The organism is Thalassospira sp. CA1 (assembly GCF_059052855.1).
The window spans coordinates 88,256-115,048 of the sequence record NZ_JBZCIA010000005.1 but is presented as its reverse complement, the minus strand read 5'-3'; the positions used below and the strand labels follow the sequence as shown (position 1 = coordinate 115,048).

The window sequence follows — 26,793 nt, the reverse complement described above, 5'->3', positions numbered from 1 at the left end:
AAGGAGTAATAGGAGTATTATGAGCAAATACGAAAGCGTGTTTATCGCACGTCAGGACTTCTCGACCGCACAGGTCGAAAGTCTGAACGAAAAGCTGACCCAGACCATCGAAGGTCTCGGCGGCAAAATCGCCAAAACCGAATATTGGGGTCTGCGTTCCCTGGCATACCGTGTCAAAAAGAACCGCAAAGGCCACTATACTCTCTTCCAGATCGAAGCTGACAAAGACGCGATCGCGGAATACGAGCGTCAGATGCGCCTGAACGAAGACGTTCTGCGTCAGATGACTGTCAAGGTTGACGAGTTCGAAGAAGAACAGTCTGCCATTCTGCGCAACCGCGACGAGCGCGGCGGTCGTGGCGGTAATCGCCGTGGCGGTCCCCGTCAGAACGGCTAACAGATAGCGAGGAGATAATATCATGGCTGGACGTCGTCTGTTTTTCCGTCGTCGTAAAACCTGCCCGTTCTCGGGTGATGATGCGCCGAAGATTGACTACAAAGATGTCAAACTGCTGCAGCGTTTCGTTTCCGAACGCGGCAAAATCGTTCCGAGCCGTATCACTGCGGTTTCGGCCAAGAAGCAGCGCGAACTGGCGAAAGCCATCAAGCGTGCACGCTTCCTGGCGCTGCTGCCATATGCAGACCAGGTCTGAGGCAGTCGGCAAGAGACCCTTTTGAGGTCTCGGGCCGGGAGTAAATGATGCAACGTGACACCCTCATAGCGATTGGGACCGGACTTGGCAGTGCCGTTCTGTTCCTGCTGGTTCTATCAGGAAATCCGTTTGCTCTTTTGCTTTCATACTTCGGGCATCTGCCGCTTTTCCTTACGGGATTGTGGCAAGGGCCCAAACGCCTGCTGGTTGCGGCATTTGCCGCATGTATTGCCCTCGTTCTTATGGGGGGATTACTGCCTTTCACGGTCTTTATGGTCGTGTTTGCCGGACCGGCGATGTTGTTGACCCGCATGGCGCTGGTCGTCCGGAAAGATCAAAATGGCAATCTTGCCTTTCTGCCTTCCGGAATTGTCGTAAGTGCCATGGCCGTCATGGTCGCGACGGTAATGATCTTCGTTACCGGAACACTGACGGCGGAAGGTGTGGACATTCAGGACTTCATCGCGAAGTTCCTGAGCCAGATGTACTCGGAAATGGGTGTCCCTATGACATCCGATGTTCAGGGTCTGATTGGTATGTTCCAGACTTACTTCCCGGCGATTGCAGCGGTGAGCTGGCTATTGATGCTGTTCGCCAATGCCGCAATCGCACAGGCAATTTTGGTGCGTGCAGGCAAAAACCTGCGTCCGACACCAAGTATGGCAACCTTTGCCTTGCCTGGCTGGTCACTGTTTGTGTTTGCCCTGGCCGGGTTTACGGTCGGCTTTGCCGATGGTTCGCTGGCTTATGTGGCGCGCAACGTCGCGGTGGTACTGGCAGTGCCGTTTCTGTTTCAGGGATTGGCGCTGGTGCATGGGCAGGCAGCCCGATGGCCGCAAAAACGTGTAATTCTGACGGTGTTTTACATCGTCGCGGTTCTGTCCACCTGGTCGTTTATCGCGATCACCGGACTTGGAATTGTTGAGCATTTAATCAGGCTGCGGGGGAAAGAACCGATGACCCGTAGCAATGAGGAGGATCGGTGATGGAAGTTATTCTGCTCCAGCGGGTAGAAAAACTCGGTCAGATGGGTGACGTAGTCACTGTCAAGCCGGGCCACGCCCGCAACCGCTTGCTGCCGCAGGGCATGGCCCTTCGTGCAACCAAAGCAAACATCTCTGTGTTCGAAGCACAGAAAGCACAGCTTGAAGCTGACAACCTGGAACGCCGTAAGGAAGCAGAAGCTGTTTCCGAGAAGATGGGTGAACTCGCAGTCACCGTCGTTCGTCAGGCATCCGACGTTGGCCAGCTTTATGGTTCGGTCACTGCCCGCGATATCGCAAACGCAGTAACCGAAGCAGGCTTCACTGTTGCCCGTACCCAGGTCGTTCTTGATCAGCCGATCAAGACCCTTGGTCTGCATCAGGTCCGTATCAACCTGCACCCGGAAGTTATCATTGAGGTAACCGCCAACGTTGCACGTTCCGAAGAAGATGCCGCTGAACAGCTCCGTAAGGGTGCTGCTGTTCTTGGCACCATCGAAGAAATGGAAGCGGAAGAAGAGGAAGCCCTCGAAGCCGCTGAAGAACTCTTCGAAGAAGAAGTTCCGGCTGACCTTGCAGAAGCAATCGAAGCTGACGAAGAAGAAACCAACGCTTAATCGCAGGTTCTTCGAACAATTTGAAAACGGCACATCCGCAGGGATGTGCCGTTTTCTTTTGCCTTAACGCCAAAGCCCGTCGATTTTTTCAAAGCATTTCAGGAGCCTGTGGCATTTGCGACCTCTGCGCTGGCGGAATACCGGCTATGAGTTATACCGATTAGCTCTTTGCGGTCTTGCTGATGCCTGCTACCTTTTCGGCCCATGACAGATCCCAATTTAGATGCCCTTTTTGCCCCGCTTGAACCGGACCATGGCGCCGACACCGAAATGGTGCTCGATCGCATGGCGCCGCACAATTTTGAAGCGGAGGCTGCCCTTCTTGGCGCGATCCTTAATAACAACGCAGCCTACGAGCGCGTGTCTGATATTCTGCGCCCGGAACATTTCGCCGATGGGCGTCACGGCCGCATCTTTGAGGCCTGCGGCAAGCTGATCGAACGTGGCCAACTGGCCAACCCGGTCACGCTCAAAGCCTATTTCAAGCAGGATGAACATCTTGCCGAAATCGGTGGTGCGCAATATCTGGCCGAACTGTCAAACAATCTGGTTTCGGTGATCAATGCCAGCGACTATGGCAAGCTGGTCTATGACCTGTATCTGCGGCGCGAACTGATCGAGCTTGGCGAGGAAGTCGTCAATGAAGCCTATCAGTACGAACTTGATACCGACGCCACCAACCAGATCGAAAGAGCCGAACAGAAACTGTTCTCGCTGGCAACAGCCGGTTCTGCGGAATCGGGCTTTGTCGCCTTTGGCCCCGCCCTTGCCAAGGCCTATGAGAACATTGATCACGCCTATAAAAACGCCGGGCGCGTTGTCGGTGTAACCACGGGCTTGCGCGATATCGACCGCAAGCTTGGCGGTTTGCACCCGTCTGACTTGCTGATCCTTGCCGGTCGTCCGTCGATGGGTAAAACAGCCCTTGCGATGAACATCGCGTTTAACGCCGCCATCGCATCGCATCAGAACCGCGCAGCGGGCGAAGATACCCGCGATGAAACCCGAACCGGGGCGATTGCCGTATTCTCGCTTGAGATGGCGGCCGAACAGCTTGCCGGGCGCCTGTTGTCGCAGGCGGCCGAGGTTTCGGGCGATAACATGCGCCGTGGTGATCTGAACGAACAGGATTTCGAACGTCTGTTGCTGGCCACCCAGGAACTCAATACCGTTCCGCTCTATATCGATGATACGCCGGCCCTTCCGGTATCGACACTTCGCACACGTTGCCGCCGTCTTAAGCGTCAGCACGGCCTTGCGATGATCGTCGTCGATTACCTGCAGCTTCTGGCACCGCCGACCAACTTCCGTGGCGATGGCCGTGTGCAGGAAGTCTCGGAAATTACCCGTATGCTCAAGGCGATTGCCAAGGAGCTCGAAGTTCCGGTGCTGGCCCTGTCGCAGCTTTCACGTGCGGTCGAACAGCGCGAAGACAAACGTCCGCAGCTTTCCGACCTTCGTGAATCCGGCTCGATCGAGCAGGACGCCGACGTCGTGATGTTCATTTATCGCGAACAGTACTATCTCGAACGTGCCGAACCGGCCCAGCGCCCGGAAGAAGCCACCGACAAGTTCGGGGAACGTTACTCGCAGTGGCAGGAACGTCTGAACCACGTTTACAACACTGCCGAGGTTATTGTTGCCAAGCAGCGTCACGGCCCGGTGGGCAACGTGCGCCTGTTCTTTGACGGGAACTACACCAAGTTTGGTGATCTTGATCACACAGAAGAAGAATATGAATAGAGGATAGGGCAACCACCCATCCACCAACGGATTCCACGGGGTATTACGAATGACCGTTCTTCCCGCCGTCGGCCGTGCTGCCGAGTGCGCGGAACTGCAAATCAATCTGAAAGCAGTTGCCGACAACTATAAAACCCTGACCAAACGCTATACCGGGCGCACCTGTGCGGCTGTGGTAAAGGCGAATGCCTATGGTCTTGGCGCTGAAACCATCGTCCCGGTCCTGAAAAAGCAGGGATGCCGGCTGTTCTTTGTGGCGCAAGCCAACGAAGCCGCCGAACTGTTCCCGGTTTTGCGTGGTGGTGGTCGCATTGCGGTTCTGAACGGTGTCCTGCCCGGTGACGAGGAATTCTTTATTGAAAATGACGTCATCCCGGTTCTGAATGATCTTGAACAGATCGAGCGCTGGTCAAACCTGTGCCGCGAATATGAACGTCCGGCCCCGGCCTTTATCCATCTTGATACCGGTATGAGCCGCCTTGGCCTGACGCCGCTTGATGTCAGCAACTTGGTCGACCGCTATTCATCCCTGCTCTACGGGTTTGAAAAGGCCGGTTACATGACCCACCCGGTTGCGGCTGACGAGGCCGGAAATCCGGTCACCAAGGAACAGTACGACCTGTTCATGAAATGGTATCGTCGCCTGCCGCCGGCCCCGCGCGGGTTCTGTAACTCGTCGGCGATTTTCCGCAACGATGACTACCATCTGGAATTCTGCCGCCCGGGCATCGCCCTTTGGGGGGGCAACCCGACGCCGGAAACCACCAACCCGATGCGTTCTGTCGTGAACCTTAAGGTCAAAGTCCTTCAGGTCCGCGAAATCGATGAACCTCAGAGGGTTGGTTATGGCGGCACCTGGCAGGCAAAACGCAAATCGAAAATCGCCACCCTTGCAGTCGGGTATGCTGACGGTTGGCTGCGTTCACTGTCCAATTCCGGCAAGCTGATCATCAAGGGGCACGAAGTTCCCTATGTCGGACGTGTTTCGATGGATGCGATCACGGTTGATATCACCGACCTTCCGGGCAAAACGCTTAAGGCCGGGGATATGGTGTCGCTTCTTGATGACAAGATGACGGTTGACGACGTTGCATCTGCTGCTGGTACAATCGGTTATGAAATTCTAACTTCTCTTGGACATCGCTACCGGCGGGTTTATACAGAGAGCTAAATCATAATAGCCAGCCAGACAATTCCGGCAGGTCGATAACAGGGGACTTCGAAGTACAGATGCCGATCTTTGCGCCGGTTGGCCATATGTTTCTGACCTTTTTGGCCCTTGTCGGTCGCGTCACGGTATTTGCGGGTCGCACCATCGGCCACATGGTCACACCGCCGATCTATTTCCGCCTGATTTTCAAACAGATGCGTGAAATCGGCTATTTCTCCTTGCCGGTTGTCGCCATGACCACCCTGTTTGCCGGGATGGTTCTGGCGCTGCAATCCTATTCCGGGTTTTCGCGCTTTTCGGCCGAAAGTGCGGTTGCGACCGTGGTTGTCATTTCCATGACCCGCGAATTGGGGCCGGTTTTGGCTGGCCTCATGGTTGCTGGCCGTGTTGGTGCGGCGATTGCCGCAGAAATCGGCACCATGCGTGTCACCGAACAGATCGACGCACTTGTGACCCTGTCGACCAATCCGTTCAAATATCTGGTTGTGCCGCGCGTAATTGCCGGTTTGATCACCCTGCCCGTTCTGGTTCTGATCGGCGATATCATCGGGGTAATGGGTGGTTATCTGGTTGGCGTGAACAAGCTTGGCTTTAATGACGGGTCCTATATCCGCAACACGTTCCAGTATCTCGAACAGCTTGATGTCGTTTCGGGCCTGGTGAAGGCCGCGGTGTTTGGCTTTATCATCACGCTGATGGGATGCTATCACGGGTATCATTCCCGGGGTGGTGCGCAGGGTGTTGGTCAGGCAACGACCAATGCGGTTGTTTCAAGCTCTATACTGATCCTGATTTCGAACTATATCGTCACCGAACTGTTCTTCACGCGATAAGGGCCGGTTGACAGGATCATGAGCAACACAGCCAAGATATCGCTTCGCAACGTTCACAAGGGCTTTGGCCCGAAAAAGGTGCTTCAGGGTGTTGATCTTGATGTCGCCAAAGGTGAATCGGTTGCCATCATTGGCGGATCGGGTACCGGCAAATCGGTTACGCTGAAATGCGTTCTGGGCCTGCTTACCCCGGATCAGGGATCAATCAAGGTGGACGGGGTCGAAATGACCACCGCGTCACAGGCCGAACGCGATGCCATGCTGGCAAAAACCGGCATGCTGTTTCAGGGCGCTGCCCTTTTTGACTCACTCACCGTTTGGGAAAATGTCGCCTTTGGCCTGATCGAAGGTCAGGGCATGAAACCCGCCAAGGCCCGCGATCTTGCCATTGCACGGCTTGAGGATGTCGGTCTGGCGGCTGATATCGCCCAAATGTCCCCGGCATCACTTTCGGGCGGCATGCAAAAACGTGTGGGCCTCGCGCGTGCCATCGCGACGGAACCGGAAATCCTGTTCTTTGACGAACCGACCACTGGCATTGACCCGATCATGGGCGATGTCATCAATGACCTGATCGTCAAATGCACCCGCGAACTCGGTGCCAGTGCGATGACCATCACCCATGATATGGCCAGTGCGCGCAAGATCGCTGATCGGGTTGCCATGCTTTATCAGGGCAAGATCATCTGGGATGGACCGGTTGCTGATATCGACACGTCCGATAACCCCTATTTGCAACAATTCGTTGCCGGTGATATCGAAGGTCCGCTTGAACTTGATCTCAAGCATCTCTGAGCGTTACCTGACCGACATATACGCCCTTACTGACACTTCTTTGATCTGCGGAGCATTCTGTGGCCAAAACCCAAAGCCGTTTCATCTGCCAGAACTGCGGTGCCGAATACCGCAAATGGACCGGGCGTTGCGACGCATGCGGCGAATGGAACAGCATCGAGGAAGAGCGCGTTGAAAGTGGCCCCAAGGCCACCGGCGGCATTGCCGGCGGGGCAAAGGGCAAGACCATCGAATTCGTCGCCCTTGAAGGCGAAAGTGCCAGCCCCAAACGCATCATAAGCGGCATCACCGAACTGGATCGTGCGTGTGGTGGCGGGCTTGTACCGGGGTCGGCCCTGTTGGTGGGCGGCGATCCGGGGATTGGTAAATCAACCATCCTTTTGCAGGCCGTCGGTGCGATGGCCGCCAAACATAAATGCGCCTATATCTCGGGCGAGGAAGCGGTTGATCAGGTCCGCATGCGCGCCGCCCGATTGGGTCTTGAAAAATCCAAGGTCGATTTTGCCGCCGCCACCAGCCTGCGTGACATCATCACAACCCTTGAAGCCAGCAGCCACGACGTGGTGGTGATTGACTCAATCCAGACCATGTATGCCGACACCCTTGATAGTGCGCCGGGCACGGTTTCACAGGTCCGCGCCTGTGCGCTGGAACTCATCCGCCTTGCCAAGCGCAAGGGATTTGCCGTGCTTTTAGTCGGTCACGTCACCAAGGAAGGCCAGATCGCCGGTCCGCGCGTGCTGGAACACATGGTCGATACGGTTTTGTATTTCGAAGGCGAACGCGGTCATCAGTTCCGCATTCTGCGCGCAGTCAAAAACCGTTTCGGCGCGACCGATGAAATCGGTGTGTTTGAAATGGGCGATGCGGGCCTGGTCGAGGTCCCCAACCCGTCCGCACTGTTTCTGGCAGATCGTGATTCCCCGGTCAGTGGCACGGCGGTCTTTGCCGGGCTTGAGGGCACACGCCCGATGCTGGTCGAAATTCAGGCGCTTGTTGCGCAATCGGCCCTTGCCACCCCGCGTCGTGCGGTCGTTGGCTGGGACTCTGCGCGTATGAACATGATTTTGGCCGTGCTCGATGCCCGTTGTGGCCTGCCGCTCAGCCAGTTTGATGTTTACCTTAACGTCGCCGGTGGTTTGCGGGTGGGTGAACCCGCCGCCGACATGGCGGTTGCGGCGGCACTGATTTCGGCGGTCGCCGATGCGCCGGTTCCGGGCGAGACCGTGATCGTCGGGGAAATCGGCCTTTCGGGGGAAGTTCGCCCGGTCGGGCAACTCGAATCGCGACTGAAAGAAGCCACCAAACTTGGCTTTGGCAATGCCTATACGCCCAAGAATGGCACCCAGGGTAAGAAGAAGATGTCGATCAAGGGCCTCAATCAGACCGAAATCGGCCATCTTCAGGATTTGGTAAACCTCTTCGGCGACGATGTCCGCGACAAGGTGCGTCCGCGCGAAGGCATGTACTAGGGTCAATACTCATTCACATGACCGAGCCGGCAACTGATATGAGAGAAAAAGCTAGGAAAGGCCCGCCGAGCGGGGTATTCCCCGTTCAAGGGATTTGACGCAGAGGCTTTCTCTCATATCAGTTGTCCTTCGGATCACCCGGATTTGCACGGGCTATTTTGTCGCAAAATCTTGAAAGATTTAGATCTTCCCACGATTTTGCTCCGCATATCCGCACAAATCCGGGAGACCGGAACGATTATGTGAATGAGTTTTGACCCTAGGCGCCTTCAAAGCATGACCGCCCCGCCACCCGGACTGACGAACAAGGTTTACGCATAAATGGATTTCTCCGCCCTTCCCGATCTTGGCGCACGTGATGTGTTTGATCTGATTGTTGTCGGCATTTTGCTGATATCGGGGATCTTTGCCTTTTTCCGCGGTTTTATCCACGAAACCCTTTCGATGATGGGCTGGGTCGGTGCCGGGCTTGTCGCACTTTATGGCTATCCGGTTGCGCGGCCCTATGTGCGGGATTTGATCCCGTCCGAACTGATTGCCGATCTGGCAACCGGGGTTGGCCTGTTTCTGATTTCATTCCTGATTTTCTCGTTCATCAGCGGGCGCATTGGCCGGGCGGTTCAGAATTCCGGCCTCGATAGCCTCGACAGCACGCTTGGCTTTGTATTCGGGCTTTTGCGCGGGGCACTGATCGTCTGTATCGGTTTCCTGGCGCTGTCCTGGTTGCTGCCAGCAGATTCGCAGCCCGACTGGGTCCGTGATGCCCGCACCCGCCCGGTTCTGGAAGAAGGTGCCTTCCTCATTATGCGCATGGCACCTGACGAAATTTTCGATACCACGGCGCAAGAGCTTGAGCGCGCTCAGCGTGAGGCCGATGCGAACGAAAAAACCTATCGCCAACTTCTTGGTCCGGAACCAAAAGGGACTGGACCCGCGCCCCTAAACGGGTATACAAGGCCCTCGCGCGATGATTTGGATCGCCTGATTGAGGCGACCACTAACGAGTGAGGCGTGTGGGTTTCGTAAGAATAACGAATTCCGTGCGCCACCGGCGAGAGAGCGGAACCCACTCATGCTGACCACCAATCCATTTGATGACGACAAGCTACGTGAAGAATGTGGCGTCTTTGGCGTTTTTGGCTCCCCCGATGCGACGGCATTAACGGCCCTTGGCCTGCATGCGCTGCAGCATCGCGGACAGGAAGCCGCAGGCATTGTGTCCTATGACGGCGAAGATTTTCCGGCACACCGGGCATCCGGCCAGGTTGGCGATATCTTCGGTTCAGAAGATGTCATCAAAAGCCTGCCCGGCCACCGTGCGGTTGGCCATGTCCGCTACTCGACGGCGGGTGGCAAGGGCCTTCGCAACGTGCAGCCGCTTTTTGCCGACTTTGAATTCGGTGGTCTGGCGATTGCCCATAACGGCAACCTGACCAACTCGCTTGCGGTGCGTGAACGCCTTGTCAAACGCGGCTCGATCTTCCAGTCGACCTCGGATACCGAGACCTTCATTCACCTGATCGCGACCAGCCTGTATGAAAAGATCGTCGATCGCCTGATCGATGCGGTCCGTCAGGTTGAAGGCGCTTATTCACTGGTTGTCATGACCCAGAAGAAACTGATCGGTGTGCGGGATCCACTCGGTGTGCGCCCGCTGGTTCTGGGCAAGCTGAATGACGCCTATATCCTGTCATCGGAAACGGTTGGCCTTGATATTGTTGGCGCGGAATTCATCCGCGACGTCGAACCGGGCGAAATCGTTGAAATCACCGATGATGGCCTGCGCTCCATCAAGCCGTTCAAGCCGCAAAAATCGCGCTTCTGCATTTTCGAGCATGTCTACTTCGCCCGCCCCGACAGCATTGTCGAAGGCACAAGCGTCTATGACGTGCGCAAGCATATCGGTCGCGAACTGGCCCGTGAATCCGCTGTTGATGCCGACGTTGTCGTGCCGATCCCGGATTCCGGTGTGCCGTCCGCCCTTGGCTATGCCGAGGAAAGCGGTATTCCGTTCGAACTGGGCATCATCCGCAACCACTATGTCGGGCGTACCTTTATCGAGCCGACCGATCAGATCCGCCACCTCGGCGTGAAGCTGAAACATAACGCCAACCCCGGCAAGCTTAAGGGCAAGCGCGTTATTTTGGTTGATGACTCGATCGTGCGCGGTACCACCTCGACCAAGATCGTTGATCTGGTCCGTCAGGCCGGTGCGGCCGAAGTCCATATGCGCATCACCAGCCCGCCGACCATGAACCCGTGCTTCTATGGCGTTGATACCCCGTCCAAAGACAAACTGATGGCGGCCAATCACGACATCGAGAGCATGGCAAAGATCATCGGCGTCGACAGCCTGGCCTTCGTCACCATTGATGGCCTGTATCGTGCGACCGGTCTTGAAGGCCGTGACAACGACAACCCGGCCTTCTGTGATGCGTGCTTCACCGGCGACTACCCGATCAAGCTCACCGATCACAATGCCGAAAACAAGGACCGCAAGCTCAGCCAGTTGGTTGAAAGGCAGTCTGCATGACCGACACCAAACGTCTTGAAGGTCGCGTTGCCCTGATCACCGGGGCTTCGCACGGGATCGGATGTGCGGTTGCCAAACGCTTTGCCGCCGAGGGCGCGCATGTGATTGCGATTGGTCGTAATGTCGGCGCGCTTGAAGAACTCAGTGACGAAGTGACCGATGCAGGTGGCAAGATCACCTTGCTGCCGCTTGATCTGACCATGTTCGACAAGATCGACATGCTGGGCCCGACGATCTATGAGCGGTTTGGCAAGCTCGATATCGTTGTTGGCAATGCCGGCCTTCTGGGCGAAATCGCCCCGGTCGGCCACATTGATGCGCAGGTGTTCCAGAACACATATGCCACCAATGTCACGGCAAACTTCCACCTGATCCGCACGACGGACAAGCTCCTGCAGCTGTCTGAGGCCGGCCGGGCAATCTTCGTGACCTCGAACGCATCAAGCAAGGGTCGTGCTTTCTGGGGCCTCTATGCGTCGACCAAGGCAGCCCTTGAAAGCCTTGTTCTGTCCTATGCGCAGGAACTCGAACAGACCAAGGTCAAAGTCAATCTGGTCAATCCGGGCCGCATCCGCACCAAAATGCGTGCCGAAGCCTATCCGGGCGAAGATCCCCAAACGCTTCCGACGCCTGAAAGCATCACCGACGTGTTTGTCGATCTGGCAGAAGCCAGCTGCACCAAACACGGTGAAGTGGTCAACGCGTACTAAGTTTCGGATCGACAGCGAATTCAAAGGCCGGGTTTCCCCCGGCCTTTTTCAGTTCAGATCGACATTTTCAATACAGAAATCCAGAAACGCCCGCACGCGTGCGGGCATCAACCCGCCCTGCCCGACATACACGGCATGAATATCAACCCCGCCATCGGGCTGGAATGCCGCCAGCAACACACGCAGCCGTCCGGCAGCGACATCTTCCCTGACGTGGAAAGCCGCCAAACGCGCAATGCCGCCACCGGCAACCGTCAAAAGACGGGCACTTTCCGCATCCCCGACACAGACCTTGCCACCGGGCATGACGGTTTTGATTGTCCCGTGATCATCGAATGGCCACTCACTGATCGCGCGCGGGAAGTTATAGCCAATCAATCGATGGCCACTTAGATCCTCAACACGATGCGGCGTACCAAACGCGTCCAGATAGTCCGGCGATGCGACAATCACCATCGGACATTGCCCAAGCTTGCGCGCGATCAGACCCGACGATTGCAATGGGCCGCTGCGAATAGCGACATCGGCCCGTTCCTCGTACAAATCGACGACCTTGTCACTGACCGTGATATCAAGATCGATATCAGGGAACTGTGCCTGAAACCTTGGCACAAGCGGCAAAATACGATGCAACCCGACAGGCATATTCACCGTAACGCGCAGCTTGCCACGCGGCTGCACGGCACTTGCGGCCTCGTGCTCTGCATCGGTCAAATCTGCCAGAACACTGACCGCGCGGTCATAAAACCGCTGGCCTTCGGGGGTGAGTTGCAATTTCCGGGTCGAACGGTTCAATAACCGCACGCCAAGGCGGCTTTCAAGCCGTCGAACAAGCTTGCTGACGGCTGATGGCGTCATATTGAAATCACGTGCCGCCGCAGAAAACCCGCCGCGTTCGACCACGCGGACATAGACTTCCATTTCCCCGGAACGGTTTGTGTCAAGACGCACCATGTGGAATTCAACTCACAAATAATGTTCCATAGGTCTTACTAGTTGAAAATCGATCTTCTGTCCATATTCCCAAGCAGTTCACACGATCACCTGTCAGGAGATTGAATATGGAATACAGACAACTGGGTAACTCGGGCCTTCGGGTTCCTGTCCTGTCGCTGGGCACCGGCACCTTTGGCGGGCAAGGCCCGCTTTTTTCGAACTGGGGAACAACAGATGCCGTTGAGGCCACATCACTGATTGATATCTGCCTTGACCATGGCGTGAACCTTTTTGACAGTGCCGATGTTTATTCCGATGGCGCATCTGAAGCCGTTCTGGGTCAGGCGATCAAGGGACGGCGTGACCGCGTCATGATCTCGACCAAACTCGGCCTGCCGATGGGCGAAGGGCCCAATGATTACGGCACGGCACGCGGTCGCCTGATTACCGGCACCGAACAGGCACTTTCGCGTCTTGGCACCGATTACATCGATCTGTTGCAGCTTCATGCCTTTGATGCCTACACACCGATCGAGGAAGTTCTGGTCACCCTTGATGAACTGATCCGGGCCGGAAAGGTCCGCTATATCGGGGTGTCAAACTTTGCCGGCTGGCAGATCATGAAATCGCTGTCGATTGCCGAACGCCATGGGCTGTCACGCTATGTCGCCAATCAGGTTTACTATTCGCTGGTTGGTCGTGACTACGAATGGGATCTGATGCCGCTTGGCAAGGATCAGGGCCTTGGCGCAATGGCCTGGAGCCCGCTTGGCTGGGGCCGCCTGACCGGCAAGATCAGTCGCAACACCCCGATCCCGGCCCAGAGCCGGTTGCACGAAACCAGTCAGTTCGGCCCACCCGTTGATGACTCAACGCTTTATGACATCGTCGATGTCCTCACCGAAATTGCCGATGAAACCGGCAAGACCGTGCCGCAAATCGCGATCAACTGGCTGTTGCAACGCCCGACCGTCTCCTCGGTGATCATCGGGGCGCGCAATCAGCAACAGCTGATCGATAATCTTGGCGCTGTTGGCTGGTCACTTAGCGACGATCAGATCGCCCGTCTGAACAAGGTGAGTGAACGCATGCCTCCCTATCCACATTACCCCTATTACATACAGGACGGGTTTGCCCTGCTTAATCCGCCGGCCTGATACCGGGCCTTTTTCCCGGGTGTTCGCCCCCACCGCTCACCCGGGAAAATATTTAAAATTTACAAGCACCATCAATTGATTGCATTTACCCGCCCCGGGTCGTTAGCATGGCCTCAATCCGCAACAATCAATCTGGGTATTGCCATGAAACAGGCGCTTCGTAACTGCATCTTTGCCCCCTTGGGGGCTATTGGCTTGGCACTGATCATTGCAACACCGATAACCCTGCAGCCCACCACAGAGGCGCAGGCAGGCGGGAACGGGTCCTTGGCGACCACGATGCCGGAAATGGATGCACAACGCGGTAAGGCCCTGTTTGCGGAGCGCGGATGCGTGATTTGTCATTCGGTCAACAATGTTGGCAGCGATGTCGCCACCAGCCTTGATGCGTCAAACATGAATATCGCGCGCGAGCCGTTCGAATTCTTTGCCCGCATGTGGCGCGGCGCACCGCAGATGCTGGCCCTTCAGCAGGCCGATCTTGGCTATCAGATTGATTTCTCTGGCCAGGATATTGCCGACATTTTCGCCTTTGTCCAAAGCCGCGAAATCCAGGAAGGCTTCACCGAACAGGACCTTCCCGACCATATCAAGGAAATCATTGATAACGGTCCGTCTGCCGCGTTCGAATAAGGCCTTGCGCAGCTATCTGGCACGAAAAAGCCGCCCTCGTTTCCGACGGGCGGCTTTGTTGTGTTTGGCAACAAGTCGAAACCAGAGCGCGTCGGGTCTAATCGGTACCATTTTGCCGGAGATAACCTTCTGTCCGGCGAGGAAAGGACCGCAGGACGTAGCGGGGCTACGTTCAAGGGTCTTGACGCTGCGGGGCGGAAGGTTATCCCGGCCCGAAGGGTTCGCTTTTGGCGGCGTTTCGCGACGTTACACCGTTTGACCGATGCGCCGCATCGCTCTGCACGCTGTGCCTTGCCAAACGACACGCCAAAAACAAACAAAATGATGCCGATTAAACGCGACGCGCTCTAGCGTTTCTTTTTCTTGTTGGCATAGGGGTTGTCGCTGCTGCGCAGGTAAATACGGATCGGAACGCCCGGCATATCGAAATCTTCGCGCAGACCATTGATCAGATAGCGCGTGTAGCTTTCGGGCAGTTCGGCTGCCTTGGAGCAGTTGATAAAGAAGCTTGGCGGACGTGATTTCGCCTGGGTCATATAGCGCAGGCGAATACGACGCCCGGAAATGACCGGCGGCAAATGGCGTTCGGTGGTTGCCTCAAGCCAGCGGTTCAGCTGCGAGGTCGGGATGCGGCGGCTCCAGATATCGTGGATATCAAGGACGGTCGGCATCAGGCGATCCGTGCCACGCCCGGTCAGGGCCGAGAAGGTCAGAACCGGAATACCCTTGGCCTGGGCAAAGGACGTATCAAGCTTGTCACGCAGTTCCTGCATGACGCCCTTTTTGTCGATGATCGCATCCCACTTGTTAACCGCAATGATCAACGCACGGCCTTCTTCAAGCACCATACGCGCAATCGTCAGATCCTGCTTATCAAGCGTGTTGGTCGCATCGATCATCAGAACCACGACCTGCGCATAGCGGATCACGCGCAGCGTATCGGCAACCGACAGCTTTTCAACGCGGTCATCGATCTTCTTCTTGCGGCGCATACCGGCGGTATCGACCAGACGGATCGGGCGGCCTTCATAGGACCAGTCAACCGCAATCGAATCACGGGTGAGCCCGGCCTGCGGCCCGGTCATGACGCGCTCTTCGCCAAGCAACTGATTCAGAAGGGTTGATTTACCGGCATTCGGACGGCCGACAATTGCCAACTGAATTTTCGAATTGTCACGCGCACCTTCGACAATCAGTTCGCCATCTTCGTCTTCGTCGTCCTCGCTGAATTCGATTTCATAGGACGGGAAGACTTCACCTTCATCATCGGCAAAACCGTCGTCGTCGTCGAAATCTTCGTCTGCAAGGCTATCGGCACGGGCTTCGTCCAAAGCTTCCTGTGCTGCTTCGCGTGCATGCTGTCTGGCGACGCGTTCGCGGTCTTTCCATTCTTTCCAGTGCGGCTCAAGCATGTCATAGAGCAACTCGATCCCAAGGCCATGCTCGGCCGAGATCGGCGCGACATCGCCAAGGCCAAGGCCATAGGCCTCATAAAGGCCCGGATCCTGATCACGGCCTTCGTGCTTGTTGGCAATGACATAGACCGGCTTCTCGCGTTTGCGCAGCCAATCGGCAAAATGGTTATCAAGCGGCGTCAAACCGGCACGGGCATCAATCAGGAACAGCGCAACATCGCATTCCTCAAACGCCTTTTCACTTTGCTGGCGCATCATGCCTTCGACGGAATTATCAAACGCTTCTTCCAGACCGGCGGTGTCGATAATGTCAAAAGACATATCGCCAAGGCGTGCCTTGCCATAACGGCGGTCACGGGTCACACCGGGCTGATCGTCCACAAGCGCCAGCTTTTTGCCGACCAGACGGTTAAACAGGGTCGACTTCCCGACATTGGGGCGACCGATAATGGCAACTTTCAGCGACATCTGATTTTCAGACTCTCGTAATAAAAGGCGTTATGCGCCGTGGGCACATTGACCCACGGCGCATCGCAAATCCTGCAAGGCAAATCGCCTTGCCTAAAACTGTATCCTGATCAGCGATATGCGATTAGATCGGCATCCGCAGTCAGGAAGTAAAGGCTGTCACCGGCAACAGATGGCGGCAGGGTAATTGGCCCGGATACTTCGTCCTCACCAAGAATGTCACCGCTATAAGGGGAAACAGTCATTACTTCGCCCTGCTCGTTACCAACGATCAACCTGTCACCGGCCAGTACCGGCCCTGTCCAGACAATCGGGCCTTCCTGATCCTCGGGATCGGTAAAACGGGGCAGAACGGTCACCCATTTAACCTGTCCGGTGCGTCGACGCAAGGCAATCAAGTCATTTGTGTTGGTTAGCAGGTATACATATTCGCCGGCCACCCATGGTGACTGGATGCCACCGGCCTCAAGTTCCCAGACACGAACCCCGGTGCGAAGGTCAATCGCGGTCGTCAAACCGGAGTTACTTGTCGCAATCACAAGGTCATTATCAATCACCGGCAGGCCGCGAATATCGGCAATCGCCGACACCGCATCGGTACGACCGGCCGCCGCCAGCGCATCCGACCAGATCACCTGACCGTTTTCAACGCGAAGGGCATAAAGTTCCCCCGTCGAATAGGCCGAAATGACAACGCCCTGATCCACCGCCGGGCTGGCACCACCGATAAAGGACGCGCCCTCGGACGCACCACGATGGTTCCAAAGCGTTTCACCCGTGCGCGCATTCAGTGCGACGGTCTGGTTATCGATGGTAATGGCAAACACACGGCCACCGCGCACAGTCGGCGCAGAACGCATCGGTGCTGTGACCTGTTGACGCCAAAGGATCGTGGCACTTGGCGCATCAATGGCAATAATTTCGGCAAAGCCCGTCGTGGCATAGATAACACCGGCCTCATAGGCCAGACCGCCGCCCAAAAGCGTGCTGTCTTCTTCGTCCTCAGGGGCGAGTTCAAGCGACCAGATGCGCTTGCCCGATGATGCGGCAAAGGCACGGACCTCGGCGCTGGCATCGATGGTAAAGATCACACCGCGTGCAACAATCGCCTGATTAAGCAGAAGGTTGTCATCCATCGACCCTTCGCCGATATCAATCGACCAGTCCTGTTCGAGAACATCGTTATCAAGCGCAACGTGATGGAGTGCGTGGCTCGGGTAGCCGCCATTTTGCGGCCAGTCGACCATCGGTTCGGGTTCGGGCAAAATCACGCGCTGGTCGGTCAGTTCAATGTCGGGCTGAACCGTGCTTTGCAGGGCAAGAACCGAAATACGCTCGCCGGGAAGCGGCGGATCTTCTGCCTCGCCAAGCCAGCTTGAACACCCTGCCAAAAGGCCCGTCAGGCCCATTACGCAAAGAAGTGACTTAATACCGCGTGTGGTCAAAACCGTATCCCCTGAAAAAACTCACGTCATATGGATCGCGGGTTGCGACCCATTGATGCCCGAAGAACCTCAGGCACCAACAGCCTTGAGAATTTCACTTGCCCGTGCGCGCATTCCGGCCGGCGCACTGTTATCGTCAGCAATCTCGGTCAGAAGCGGTTTGGCGGCTTCGACCTCACCACCCGCGATATGCAGAAGTGCAATCATTTCACGTGCAGAGTAGTACCACGCATTCTCGGGCACTGCGATCGGCTCAAGACGCGCGATCAGGTCCTGTGCGTTTTCGGCACTGGCACTGTTCATTGCGATCTGAACCACCGCAAGATCGCGATAAACCTGATCAATGTCGGAATTTCCGGCAATCGCTTCGAGTTCGCTGATTGCAGACGGCGTTGCGTCCGCGCGAAGGTAAACCGCTGCCTTCTGGAAATGACCAAGCGCGACAAAATCGGCATTGCCATCAGCAATGATCGCATCAAGGGCGGCCAATGCGGCGTCTTCGTCGGTTGCGCTGTCCTGTGCCAGTTCTACGGCATTGGCAAGACGGGTTCCGTTTTCGATACTGGTGCTGGTTTCATAGGTTTTCCAGCCTTCACGACCGGCAACACCCAGCACGATGGCCGCTGCAACGCCGATCACGTATTTCCCGTATTTGCGCCACAGCTCTTCGCTGCGTTCACGCTTAAGGTCTTCTTCGACTTCCTGGAAAATATCAACCACGAAAACGGCTCCAATCCGGTCACAATAAAGCGGGCAACCTGCCCGCTTATCTGAAAAATTTCTGGCAAGGATTTAACGCGCCAGCGGGTACAGGGTCAAGTCTGCTCGACACCATTCCGGTTATTCCGACGATTATTTTGCCCCGCCCTCGGATTAAGCGGGATCACAATAACCGTTTCATGGCTGATATCAGCGCCATGTGGCCCAATTCGGGCACAGGAACCCAACGGGAAAGAATTGCCTGCCAGACACACATTTTCCCCACGACATCGCCGGTTTTAAACGGCTTTGAAATGTTTGAACGCCACCATCACCGCACCCGGATGCTTTTTGACGGTGATACACAGGGCTGAAAACGCCCACGATCAGTGCCACATGTCGTTTTATCAGGGGCAAGGACACAGTTCGGCACAGGGCTTGCTTTGGTAAATGCCAAGGGAACAGATTTGAACTTGTCATCGGTCATATTTGCCCGGTGAGCGGACGGAGACCACAATGAAACGTCGCGAGACTGCACATACCAAGCCCGCAAAACGGCGCCTTATCCGACAGCGTATCCTTGCCGGGCTGTTTGCTGCCTTGATGGGGTCCACTGTATCGGGCTGTGGAACAACGATGTCCGATGTTGTCGGCACCAGTCTGTTTACCGGTGGGGAATGGTATATTGCCTTTGACGTGGTCAGCATCATCAATTCCGACAAAACCCTGATTGACCATGCGGTTTCGCTATCGACCGGTCAGGATTGCTCGACCATCCGCAAGATTGACGGCAAATCCTATTGCAAAAAGGAACCGGTGCCGGAACCGCCGCTTTATTGCTATCGCTCGCTTGCGGCGGTCAGCTGCTATCGCACACCGGATCCCTATAACACCGGATCGCAAACCGTTGATTGGCCACCAACCCGTTCGCGCAGCCTCTAAAATCCGGTCTGTTTTTCATCCATTGAAACTTGAGGCATCGGTCAATCCGCGCTACCGTGTCATCAGGTTGTCATTTTCCCGTTGTGGCAAAGGACAACCCCGAACACACGCTGCCGGAGTACCACATGGGAACATTGTTCGATTTGGCCAAATACCGCAAAGCCAAAAGCTTTGTTCATTTTGACCGGGCTGAACTGATGAAACTCATGAATACATATTCCCGACAGGTTGCCAGCGGCGCCTGGAAGGATTATGCCATTGATCATCTGGACGGGATGGCGATGTTTTCGATTTTCCGTTCAACCCACGAAACCCCTCTTTTCACGGTCATCAAGCTCGGTAACGAGCACAAAAATGCCGGACAATATGTTGCCCTGCATAGCGGTGAGCGCATCAAACAAAGCGCTGAAATCGTCAATGTGCTTGAAGCCATCGAAAAACGCGCCCGCAAGGTCGTGCCCCTGTTTAAAACAAACTCCTGACGGTTCCCACACGTGACCAGCCCCTCATCGGCCAGCCCTTCGGGCCGACGCCCCTTATTCGCGCTTGCCGTGCTGGCCTGCCTGCTGTTGCCAACAGCGGGCCACACAGCAGGCATGAGCAAGGAATATCAGACAGGCTATTACGCCTATCAGGCTGGGGATTACGTGCGCGCGCAGTCCTTCTGGCATCTGGCAGCACAGGAAAACGACCCGTATGCGCAATATGCGCTGGGTCTGCTGTATTTCCGCGGTGATCTGGGGGCACCCGAATACGAAATGGCGGCCGAGTGGTTTGGCAAGGCTGCAAAGACCAACCATGGCGGGGCGACCTATTATCTTGGCCTGATGCATTTCAACGGATTTGGCCTGCCCTACGACCATTTTCAGGCCACGAAATACTTCAAGCGCGCACTGCGCATTGATCCGCACAACGCCAATGCCGCCTATATGATCGGCGCGCAATATTTCCATGGCCGCGGTGTGCGACAGAACTTTGTCGAGGCCGCCCATTACTTTGAAATTGCCGCGAACGAAAACATGCACGCCGCACAGTTCATGTTCGGTGCCTTGCTTGAACGTGGCTGGGGCGTGAAACAGAATTATGCCGATGCCTATTACTGGCTAAGGCGTGCGGCACGCGGCCCGATCACCTTTCCCGAAGGTGCCAACGAGGCAGAACCACTAGACCCGCAGACCGCACTGGACGCGCTGGAACCAAGGCTCCGTCCAGAGGAAATTCAACGGGTTGAAAAACGCCTTGCCCTTGATGCGACCGGATAAATTTGCAAGCGCCAAATACGCCACGAACACCTGATTTCTTTCAGGTGCCCGTGCGCTTTAAGGTCTGTTTTGGCCGGTCTTACTCGGCAAGCTTATAGGCAATCACATAATCGCCCGGCTTGGTGCCAATCGATCCATGACCACCGGCGACGATCAGCACATATTGCGTCCCGTCATCGGTTTCATAGGTCATCGGCGTTGATTGACCACCGGCCGGAAGACGGGTTTCCCAAATCTTCTCGCCGGTGGTGGCGTCATAGGCACGGAAATAGTTATCAACCGCCGCCCCAAGGAACGCCACACCACCCTTGGTCAGGATCGGGCCACCAATGCCCGGCACACCAAGTTCGAATGGCAACGGCAACGGGGTCATGTCTTCGACCGTGCCGTTTTTATGCATATAGGCAATCTCGCCCGTGCGCAGATCGGCACCGGCAACATATCCCCATGGCGGGGCCTGACACGGAATGCCAAGCGGCGACAGGAACGGTCCCATTTCAACCGCATAAGGCGCACCTTCGTTCCGGTTAATCCCCATTTCACTGGCCTTTTCACTGCCACGGGGTGGCACCTCCGCCCTCGGGATCAGGCGCGAGGTAAAGGCAAGATAGGTCGGCATGCCAAACATGATCTGGCGTTCCGGATCAACCGCAACACTGCCCCAGTTAAATGTCCCGAAGTTGCCGGGATACACCAGCGTCCCTTCCAGAGACGGCGGCGTATAGCGACCCTCGTATTTCAGCAGATGGAACGCGATACGGCACGCCATCTGATCAAACAGGGTAATGCCCCACATGTCCTTACCAGTAAGCGGTTCTGGCATGAAGGTCAGGTCTGAGACCGGCTGGGTCGGGGCGGTATGATCCTCGGGGATTGCACCACCGGGTGCGGGCACCTCGGTCACCGGAATGATCGGCTCACCGGTGCGGCGGTCCAGAACATAGATATCGCCCTGTTTGGTCGGCCCGACCAGCGCCGGAACGGTTTCCCCATCGGCGTTGGTGATATCAAGCAGGGCTGGCTGTGCCGGCACATCCATATCCCACAGGTCATGATACACCGTCTGGCGCACCCACTGGACCTGACCAGTTTCAAGGCTAAGTGCCACGATCGACGAAGAATAGGTTTCCACATTTTCATCGCGGTTCATGCCCAACTGATCAGGGACCTTGTTGCCCAACGGCACATAGATCATGCCAAGCGCCTCGTCCGCACTGGAAACCGACCAGCTGTTGGGCGAGTTGGCGGTATAGGTCTGATCATCGGGGATCGGTTCGGTTTGTTCCGGATTGCCGGAATCCCAGTTCCAGATCAGCTCGCCGGTATTGATGTCATAGGCCCGAATAACGCCCGACTGCGACTTGGTGGAATAGTTGTCATTCACCGCCCCGCCGATGATGATCTTGCCATCTGCGGCCACCGGCGGCGACGTTGAATAATAATAGCCCGCCGGATTGTAGGGCATGTTGGTTTCCAGGTGCACGGTACCCTCATCCCCGAATGACGGGCAGATTTCACCCGTTGCCGCATCCAGGGCGATCAGGCGCGCATCGGATGTCGGCAGGAACACACGTTCGGTGCAGGGACCGGTTTCGTTGGTGGCCGCATCCTTGTAATAGGTCACACCCCGGCATGTCTGATGCTGACGGTCCGGATTTTGCGGAATACCCGGATCAAATTTCCACTTTTCCTGTCCGGTTTTGGCATCAATCGCAATCGCCCAACTGTGTGGCGTGCAAAGATAAAGCGTCTCGCCGACCTTAAGCGGTGTGACCTGATAGGTGGTCTCAGGAACGTCACTTTCGCGTTTCAGATCACCGGTCTGATAAACCCAGGCCTGTTCAAGCGATGCAACATTATCGGTATTGATCTGATCAAGCGGTGAATAGCGTTGCCCATAGGTCGTCCGGCCATAATGATGCCAATCGCCATGGGGCACAGACCCGCCATATTGCGGGTTTTCGACAACAGTGCCCGTCGGCAGGGTGCCCTCAATTGCATTGGGATTGTTCATCATCGAATAGACCGCAACGATCACGGCGATAACGACGCTGCCTTCAAGCACAAAGGACCGAACCGGTGTCGTATTCTCGCTTGCGCCGTCCTCATCCTGCGACGCCCGGATCAGGGTCTTGCGGAAAACAGGCGTCATCAGCCAAAGCCCGACAACAATGATCAGCCCGCCGCGCGGTGCCAGTTGCCACCAGTCAAACCCGACCTCCCACACAGCCCAGACCAGACTTGCCAGTGTAAACGCGCCATAAAACGGCAACAGAACGGGCTTGCGTGAAAAGGCCAGAAAGCTTGCAAACAGGAAGGCCAACCCGGCAAGCGCGTAATAGAAGCTCCCGCCGACCGCAATCAGCCATGCACCGCCAACAGAAAGTGCAAGACCGATCAAAGCCAGAAGGCCTGATGTCACTAGATTAATCATGGTGTAACCCTCGGCTAAATGAGGTCGCCAACCGTCATCAAAGACAGTGGACCGGAACTTGAGTCTTCAAAGGGGTTTATCCACAAACGCCTGAAAACCTTGCAAGTTCCACCGAGGACAAAAAAATCCCACCGTCAGCCATGAGCCGGTGGGATGCGTTGATTGCGGTGCGTTCGGAATTAGTGGTGGGTTTCGATGACCATGCCGCTTTTGACAACCTCGGTAATCGTCACACCCAGATTTTCGTCGACGACAACCAGTTCCCCACGGGCTACCAGACGGTTGTTGACGTAGATATCAACCGGCTCCCCCACGCGGCGGTCCAGCTCAAGCACGGCACCACGGGTCAGGCGCATCAATTGCGCGACCTGGATCTGGCTTTTGCCAATCACCGTCGACACACGCACAGGCACGTCATAGGCCGCCCCAATGTCGGAGGCCCCCATACGTACGCTAAACGGGTCCTTATCGTCGTCAGCCATGATTTCGCGCCATCCCGTCAAATCGAAAGAATCGTGAAGCTTGTATCTTAAAGGTGAGCTTTGAAAAAAGTGTTAGCAAGCCCAATCTGATAAAATCGACGATTGCCGATCAGTTCCGAAAATGTATCGGCACAATTTTACTGTCGTTTTTTGTATTATATTGCCCTAAACAGATGACGATTCCGGGCCAAACTTGGCCCAAAGTGATCCAACCAGACGTCAGGATGTTTCATGCCTTATGACCGCCAATGGGTGGCCGATGCCATCAGCACGATTGAAGCCGATTTCAACCGGTCTGCCGATACCCATCTGATCCGCCTTGATTTGCCAAAGCTTGGTGACATTGGGCTTTACCTTAAAGATGAGTCGACCCATCCGTCCGGCAGCCTCAAACATCGTCTGGCGCGTTCGCTGTTTCTCTATGGGCTGTGCAATGGCTGGATCAACAAGGACACCCCGATCATCGAGGCATCAAGTGGTTCGACCGCCGTGTCAGAGGCCTATTTCGCCCGCCTTCTTGGCCTGCGCTTTATTGCGGTGATGCCGAAATCCACATCACAGCAGAAAATCGATCAAATCGCCTTTTATGGCGGCGAAAGCCACTTGGTCGATCACAGCGGCCAGATTTATGAGGAATCGCAACGTCTGGCACGCGAACTGGGCGGCCATTACATGGACCAGTTCACCTATGCAGAACGCGCGACCGACTGGCGCGGCAACAACAACATCGCCGAAAGCATCTTTGATCAGCTCAAACGCGAACCCCACCCCATTCCACGCTGGATCATTGTTGGCGCCGGGACGGGCGGCACGTCATCGACCATCGGGCGCTATATCCGTTATGGCCGAAGCCTTGGTCAGGGCTGCGAGCTTTGTGTGGCCGACCCGGAAAACTCGGTTTTCTATGATGGGTATGAAACCGGCGATTGTTCGGTCACCAACAGCAAGGGATCGCGCGTTGAAGGCATCGGTCGCCCGCGTGTCGAACCAAGCTTTAACCCGACGGTGGTTGACCGCATGTATCGCATCCCCGACGCAGCAAGCTTTGCCGCACTTTATTACCTGAAAAAGCATCTTGGTCGGCGCTGCGGCGGATCGACGGGCACCAACCTGATCGCGACCCTGTCGCTGATCTCGGAAATGAAGAAAGCCGGTCAAACCGGGTCGGTCGTGACCTTGCTTTGTGACGGCGGGGATCGCTATTGCGATACCTATTACAATCCCGACTGGCTCAAGGCACAGAATATTGACCTGACCCCGTGGACAGATGCACTCGACCGCTTTGATGAAACAGGCCTCTTTGACATGCCGCTTGATCATTGCAGCGGCTATGCCGGGCGTTCGGCGACCTAAGCCTCACCAATCTGCGAACAAAAAAAGACGGGCGGTTAAACCGCCCGTCAGTCTTATCAGGGGAAGCTTCTCAGGGAGGAGAGACAGTCCTTAGCCGGTCACCGCAATCTTGCGCGGTTCGGGCTTCTGTTCTGCTACCTTTGGAAGAGTAAGCAACAGAACACCGTTCTTGAAGGATGCGGTAATATTGTCGGCATCAATGGTGTCATTCAGGCGGAATGACCGCTTGAAGCTGCCATAGCTGCGCTCGACAACATGGGCGCCATCCTTGCTTTCACGGCTGAATTTCTTCTCGCCGGTGATGGTCAGAACACCGTCAAGCACTTCGACATTGACATCATCCTGTTCAACGCCCGGAAGTTCGGCGGAAAGTTCAAAGTGATCTTCGCCGTCATAGATGTCGATCCGCGGGCTCAGCAACGGTTGGGCCGCTTCGCCTTCTTCGGAAGATACCTGTGCCGACGGGGCTGCACGGTGACCAAAGATCGAACCGATCATGCGGTCAACGTCACGGGAAATAAGAGTGAAAGGATCACCGTAAGTCGGTGCAAAAGACGGACGACGGGATCCATTAAGAGTCTGAAGACCAGTCATTGTAGTACCCTCCATTACAGACGAGTATTCTTGCGCCATCAGTCCAGACCAGGCTGCAACCTTGACGCGCATCGGGGCACCATGCCCCTTTCCAATCTTGAGATAGATCGGGTGAAAATTTCTGCAAGTGGGTCGATGCATTTTTTTGCGAATTTTTGATTTTTTCTGATCGGCTGCTTGGACAAGTCCCTTCTGGCATTCCATTCCCTGGAAAAATCCAACATGACACTGGCGCCCACCCCGCCGCCGGATTAGCTTGATCCCATTGATTGGCGCCCGCGCGCCACCGTCCGAGTTAAAGGAACGCATATGAGCACTCTTTTCACCCCGCTTTTACTGGGCAAGCTATCCCTTGATAATCGCATTATCATTGCACCGATGTGCCAGTATTCCGCCGATAACGGCAAGGTCACCCATTGGCATGACATGCATCTGGGCAATCTGGCGCAATCGGGTGCCGGTCTTCTGATTATCGAAGCCACCGCTGTCGAACCCGAAGGACGCATTACCTATGGCGATGTCGGCCTGTGGGATGACGAAACCGAGGCAGCACTTGGGAAAACGCTTAAAGCTGTGCGCAGCCATTCCGACATGCCGATTGCGGTTCAGCTGGCCCATGCCGGGCGAAAGGCATCGTGTGAAAAACCGTGGCACGGGGGCCATGCCCTTTCCCCGGACCATGAAAATGGCTGGCAGGTCTCAGCCCCCTCTGCCGTGCCGTTCCGTGACGGCGATCCAATCCCCGAGGCAATGACAAAATCGCGCATTGCAGACGTCATTCAGGCCTTTGTCGAGGCGGCTGAACGGTCTGTCCGGTTAGGTTTTGATGCGATTGAAATTCATGGCGCGCATGGCTATTTGCTCCATCAATTCCTGTCCCCGCATGCCAACAAGCGTGACGATGAATATGGCGGCTCGTTTGAAAACCGCACCCGCATCGTGATCGAAATCTATGACGCCATCCGCAAGGCCGTTGGCACGGACTATCCGCTCGGCATCCGTATTTCGGCAACCGACTGGGTCGAAGGCGGCTGGGATATTGATCAAAGCGTCGCGCTTGCCAAACTCCTCAAGGACCGCCGATGTGATTTTATCGACGTTTCGTCAGGCGGCCTTCATATCGATCAGCAAATCCCACTCGGCCCCAATTATCAGGTCCCGTTTGCCGCCCGCATCAAGGCCGAGACCGGCATGACCACAATTGCGGTCGGCCTGATCACCGAAGCCGAACAAGCAGAAGCCATCACCTTTACCGGGCAGGCCGACGCCATCGCCCTTGCGCGCGGCATTCTGTATGACCCGCGCTGGCCGTGGCATGCCGCCGCAACGCTGGGCGCCGAGGTCAAGGCCGCTCCGCAATATCTGCGCTGTCAGCCCAGAACGCTTAAAAAGTTGTTTGGCTGACACCTTTTGAATTCATCAAAGAGCCCGCCAGTCTGCGGGCTCTTTTTTATTGCCGTTTA

Annotated in this window: 26 protein-coding genes; 19 read left to right on the top strand and 7 right to left on the bottom strand. The window is 55.9% G+C overall.

Annotated features, from left to right (window positions below; translation table 11 throughout):
• Positions 1-19 precede the first annotated feature (19 nt).
• From rpsF to AC5Q5A_RS10650, 12 genes are all read left to right on the top strand, one after another.
• On the top strand, positions 20-397 hold the full coding sequence (gene rpsF / locus AC5Q5A_RS10705; protein WP_008890544.1) for a 30S ribosomal protein S6: 378 nt from the start codon (positions 20-22) through the stop codon (positions 395-397).
• A 22-nt stretch (positions 398-419) separates the two neighbouring features.
• Positions 420-653 carry a 30S ribosomal protein S18 gene (rpsR, locus tag AC5Q5A_RS10700; protein WP_008890543.1) on the top strand — a complete coding sequence of 78 codons (234 nt, stop codon included), beginning with the start codon at positions 420-422 and terminating at the stop codon, positions 651-653.
• 47 nt (positions 654-700) lie between these two features.
• Positions 701-1,639, top strand: coding sequence for a DUF2232 domain-containing protein (locus tag AC5Q5A_RS10695; RefSeq protein ID WP_493895251.1), 939 nt, complete (start codon positions 701-703; stop codon positions 1,637-1,639).
• Positions 1,639-2,253, top strand: a complete 615-nt coding sequence (gene rplI / locus AC5Q5A_RS10690) for a 50S ribosomal protein L9 (protein WP_197147179.1) — start codon at positions 1,639-1,641, stop codon at positions 2,251-2,253. The genes AC5Q5A_RS10695 and rplI overlap by 1 nt, the downstream gene beginning before the upstream one ends.
• A 204-nt stretch (positions 2,254-2,457) precedes the next feature.
• Positions 2,458-3,996 carry a replicative DNA helicase gene (locus AC5Q5A_RS10685; protein WP_008890540.1) on the top strand — a complete coding sequence of 513 codons (1,539 nt, stop codon included), beginning with the start codon at positions 2,458-2,460 and terminating at the stop codon, positions 3,994-3,996.
• A 49-nt stretch (positions 3,997-4,045) separates the two neighbouring features.
• On the top strand, positions 4,046-5,167 hold the full coding sequence (gene alr / locus AC5Q5A_RS10680) for an alanine racemase (RefSeq protein WP_120226201.1): 1,122 nt from the start codon (positions 4,046-4,048) through the stop codon (positions 5,165-5,167).
• Between the two features lie 59 nt (positions 5,168-5,226).
• Entirely contained in the window at positions 5,227-6,000 is a 774-nt protein-coding gene (locus AC5Q5A_RS10675) for an MlaE family ABC transporter permease (protein ID WP_008890538.1), read from the top strand.
• Between the two features lie 18 nt (positions 6,001-6,018).
• The gene (locus AC5Q5A_RS10670) at positions 6,019-6,795 is read left to right on the top strand and encodes an ABC transporter ATP-binding protein (RefSeq protein ID WP_493895250.1); all 777 of its coding nucleotides are present in this window, start codon (positions 6,019-6,021) and stop codon (positions 6,793-6,795) included.
• 59 nt (positions 6,796-6,854) lie between these two features.
• Entirely contained in the window at positions 6,855-8,267 is a 1,413-nt protein-coding gene (gene radA / locus AC5Q5A_RS10665; RefSeq protein ID WP_063088371.1) for a DNA repair protein RadA, read from the top strand.
• A 321-nt stretch (positions 8,268-8,588) separates the two neighbouring features.
• Positions 8,589-9,275, top strand: a complete 687-nt coding sequence (locus tag AC5Q5A_RS10660; protein WP_008890535.1) for a CvpA family protein — start codon at positions 8,589-8,591, stop codon at positions 9,273-9,275.
• Between the two features lie 64 nt (positions 9,276-9,339).
• Positions 9,340-10,800, top strand: a complete 1,461-nt coding sequence (gene purF / locus AC5Q5A_RS10655; RefSeq protein WP_063088372.1) for an amidophosphoribosyltransferase — start codon at positions 9,340-9,342, stop codon at positions 10,798-10,800.
• Positions 10,797-11,510: an SDR family NAD(P)-dependent oxidoreductase gene (locus tag AC5Q5A_RS10650; protein ID WP_493895249.1), complete on the top strand. Its 714-nt coding sequence runs from the start codon at positions 10,797-10,799 to the stop codon at positions 11,508-11,510. Before purF ends, AC5Q5A_RS10650 begins: the two co-directional genes overlap by 4 nt.
• A 48-nt stretch (positions 11,511-11,558) precedes the next feature.
• Here the strand turns inward: AC5Q5A_RS10650 and AC5Q5A_RS10645 are convergent, their stop codons facing one another.
• Complete coding sequence (locus tag AC5Q5A_RS10645) at positions 11,559-12,464, bottom strand: LysR family transcriptional regulator (RefSeq protein ID WP_493895248.1); 906 nt, start codon at positions 12,462-12,464, stop codon at positions 11,559-11,561.
• A gap of 107 nt (positions 12,465-12,571) precedes the next feature.
• Here AC5Q5A_RS10645 and AC5Q5A_RS10640 point away from each other — a divergent pair, with 107 nt between their 5' ends.
• Both AC5Q5A_RS10640 and AC5Q5A_RS10635 read left to right on the top strand, forming a co-directional pair.
• Positions 12,572-13,603: an aldo/keto reductase gene (locus tag AC5Q5A_RS10640; RefSeq protein ID WP_493895247.1), complete on the top strand. Its 1,032-nt coding sequence runs from the start codon at positions 12,572-12,574 to the stop codon at positions 13,601-13,603.
• 144 nt (positions 13,604-13,747) lie between these two features.
• Positions 13,748-14,236, top strand: coding sequence for a c-type cytochrome (locus tag AC5Q5A_RS10635; protein WP_493895246.1), 489 nt, complete (start codon positions 13,748-13,750; stop codon positions 14,234-14,236).
• 347 nt (positions 14,237-14,583) lie between these two features.
• Here the strand turns inward: AC5Q5A_RS10635 and der are convergent, their stop codons facing one another.
• The 3 genes from der to AC5Q5A_RS10620 all read right to left on the bottom strand — a co-directional run bounded on the left by der (position 14,584) and on the right by AC5Q5A_RS10620 (position 18,284).
• Complete coding sequence (gene der, locus AC5Q5A_RS10630; RefSeq protein ID WP_493895245.1) at positions 14,584-16,119, bottom strand: ribosome biogenesis GTPase Der; 1,536 nt, start codon at positions 16,117-16,119, stop codon at positions 14,584-14,586.
• A gap of 110 nt (positions 16,120-16,229) precedes the next feature.
• Entirely contained in the window at positions 16,230-17,564 is a 1,335-nt protein-coding gene (locus AC5Q5A_RS10625; RefSeq protein WP_231959765.1) for an outer membrane protein assembly factor BamB family protein, read from the bottom strand.
• Positions 17,565-17,633: 69 nt separating this feature from the next.
• Entirely contained in the window at positions 17,634-18,284 is a 651-nt protein-coding gene (locus AC5Q5A_RS10620; RefSeq protein WP_120226194.1) for a tetratricopeptide repeat protein, read from the bottom strand.
• A gap of 495 nt (positions 18,285-18,779) precedes the next feature.
• Here AC5Q5A_RS10620 and AC5Q5A_RS10615 point away from each other — a divergent pair, with 495 nt between their 5' ends.
• The 3 genes from AC5Q5A_RS10615 to AC5Q5A_RS10605 all read left to right on the top strand — a co-directional run bounded on the left by AC5Q5A_RS10615 (position 18,780) and on the right by AC5Q5A_RS10605 (position 20,467).
• Entirely contained in the window at positions 18,780-19,205 is a 426-nt protein-coding gene (locus tag AC5Q5A_RS10615; protein WP_008890527.1) for a hypothetical protein, read from the top strand.
• 125 nt (positions 19,206-19,330) lie between these two features.
• A complete protein-coding gene (locus tag AC5Q5A_RS10610; RefSeq protein ID WP_008890526.1) occupies positions 19,331-19,687 on the top strand; it encodes a DUF2794 domain-containing protein in 357 nt (118 codons plus the stop codon).
• Positions 19,688-19,699: 12 nt separating this feature from the next.
• Positions 19,700-20,467, top strand: coding sequence for a tetratricopeptide repeat protein (locus AC5Q5A_RS10605; RefSeq protein ID WP_493895244.1), 768 nt, complete (start codon positions 19,700-19,702; stop codon positions 20,465-20,467).
• A 79-nt stretch (positions 20,468-20,546) separates the two neighbouring features.
• Here AC5Q5A_RS10605 and AC5Q5A_RS10600 read toward each other — a convergent pair whose 3' ends face one another.
• Positions 20,547-22,901 carry a glucose/quinate/shikimate family membrane-bound PQQ-dependent dehydrogenase gene (locus tag AC5Q5A_RS10600; protein WP_493895243.1) on the bottom strand — a complete coding sequence of 785 codons (2,355 nt, stop codon included), beginning with the start codon at positions 22,899-22,901 and terminating at the stop codon, positions 20,547-20,549.
• Positions 22,902-23,080: 179 nt separating this feature from the next.
• Positions 23,081-23,383, bottom strand: coding sequence for a flagellar motor switch protein FliN (gene fliN / locus AC5Q5A_RS10595; protein ID WP_040823589.1), 303 nt, complete (start codon positions 23,381-23,383; stop codon positions 23,081-23,083).
• A gap of 231 nt (positions 23,384-23,614) precedes the next feature.
• Between fliN and AC5Q5A_RS10590 the strand changes: the two genes are divergently transcribed.
• Positions 23,615-24,736 carry a PLP-dependent cysteine synthase family protein gene (locus tag AC5Q5A_RS10590; RefSeq protein ID WP_493895242.1) on the top strand — a complete coding sequence of 374 codons (1,122 nt, stop codon included), beginning with the start codon at positions 23,615-23,617 and terminating at the stop codon, positions 24,734-24,736.
• A gap of 90 nt (positions 24,737-24,826) precedes the next feature.
• On the opposite strand, the gene AC5Q5A_RS10585 is transcribed toward AC5Q5A_RS10590, so the two are convergent.
• Positions 24,827-25,330, bottom strand: coding sequence for an Hsp20/alpha crystallin family protein (locus AC5Q5A_RS10585; RefSeq protein WP_493895241.1), 504 nt, complete (start codon positions 25,328-25,330; stop codon positions 24,827-24,829).
• A 309-nt stretch (positions 25,331-25,639) separates the two neighbouring features.
• Between AC5Q5A_RS10585 and AC5Q5A_RS10580 the strand changes: the two genes are divergently transcribed.
• Positions 25,640-26,734, top strand: coding sequence for an NADH:flavin oxidoreductase/NADH oxidase (locus tag AC5Q5A_RS10580; RefSeq protein ID WP_493895240.1), 1,095 nt, complete (start codon positions 25,640-25,642; stop codon positions 26,732-26,734).
• The last annotated feature ends 59 nt before the right edge of the window (positions 26,735-26,793 follow it).

Bases quoted from the DNA above. Each gene is read 5' to 3' on its own strand.
- rpsF (WP_008890544.1), top strand. From the start codon at position 20: ATGAGCAAATACGAAAGCGTGTTTATCGCACGTCAGGACTTCTCGACC.
- rpsR (WP_008890543.1), top strand. From the start codon at position 420: ATGGCTGGACGTCGTCTGTTTTTCCGTCGTCGTAAAACCTGCCCGTTC.
- AC5Q5A_RS10695 (WP_493895251.1), top strand. From the start codon at position 701: ATGCAACGTGACACCCTCATAGCGATTGGGACCGGACTTGGCAGTGCC.
- rplI (WP_197147179.1), top strand. From the start codon at position 1,639: ATGGAAGTTATTCTGCTCCAGCGGGTAGAAAAACTCGGTCAGATGGGT.
- AC5Q5A_RS10685 (WP_008890540.1), top strand. From the start codon at position 2,458: ATGACAGATCCCAATTTAGATGCCCTTTTTGCCCCGCTTGAACCGGAC.
- alr (WP_120226201.1), top strand. From the start codon at position 4,046: ATGACCGTTCTTCCCGCCGTCGGCCGTGCTGCCGAGTGCGCGGAACTG.
- AC5Q5A_RS10675 (WP_008890538.1), top strand. From the start codon at position 5,227: ATGCCGATCTTTGCGCCGGTTGGCCATATGTTTCTGACCTTTTTGGCC.
- AC5Q5A_RS10670 (WP_493895250.1), top strand. From the start codon at position 6,019: ATGAGCAACACAGCCAAGATATCGCTTCGCAACGTTCACAAGGGCTTT.
- AC5Q5A_RS10660 (WP_008890535.1), top strand. From the start codon at position 8,589: ATGGATTTCTCCGCCCTTCCCGATCTTGGCGCACGTGATGTGTTTGAT.
- purF (WP_063088372.1), top strand. From the start codon at position 9,340: ATGCTGACCACCAATCCATTTGATGACGACAAGCTACGTGAAGAATGT.
- AC5Q5A_RS10650 (WP_493895249.1), top strand. From the start codon at position 10,797: ATGACCGACACCAAACGTCTTGAAGGTCGCGTTGCCCTGATCACCGGG.
- AC5Q5A_RS10645 (WP_493895248.1), bottom strand. From the start codon at position 12,464: ATGGTGCGTCTTGACACAAACCGTTCCGGGGAAATGGAAGTCTATGTC.
- AC5Q5A_RS10640 (WP_493895247.1), top strand. From the start codon at position 12,572: ATGGAATACAGACAACTGGGTAACTCGGGCCTTCGGGTTCCTGTCCTG.
- AC5Q5A_RS10635 (WP_493895246.1), top strand. From the start codon at position 13,748: ATGAAACAGGCGCTTCGTAACTGCATCTTTGCCCCCTTGGGGGCTATT.
- der (WP_493895245.1), bottom strand. From the start codon at position 16,119: ATGTCGCTGAAAGTTGCCATTATCGGTCGCCCCAATGTCGGGAAGTCG.
- AC5Q5A_RS10615 (WP_008890527.1), top strand. From the start codon at position 18,780: ATGAAACGTCGCGAGACTGCACATACCAAGCCCGCAAAACGGCGCCTT.
- AC5Q5A_RS10610 (WP_008890526.1), top strand. From the start codon at position 19,331: ATGGGAACATTGTTCGATTTGGCCAAATACCGCAAAGCCAAAAGCTTT.
- AC5Q5A_RS10600 (WP_493895243.1), bottom strand. From the start codon at position 22,901: ATGATTAATCTAGTGACATCAGGCCTTCTGGCTTTGATCGGTCTTGCA.
- fliN (WP_040823589.1), bottom strand. From the start codon at position 23,383: ATGGCTGACGACGATAAGGACCCGTTTAGCGTACGTATGGGGGCCTCC.
- AC5Q5A_RS10590 (WP_493895242.1), top strand. From the start codon at position 23,615: ATGCCTTATGACCGCCAATGGGTGGCCGATGCCATCAGCACGATTGAA.
- AC5Q5A_RS10585 (WP_493895241.1), bottom strand. From the start codon at position 25,330: ATGACTGGTCTTCAGACTCTTAATGGATCCCGTCGTCCGTCTTTTGCA.
- AC5Q5A_RS10580 (WP_493895240.1), top strand. From the start codon at position 25,640: ATGAGCACTCTTTTCACCCCGCTTTTACTGGGCAAGCTATCCCTTGAT.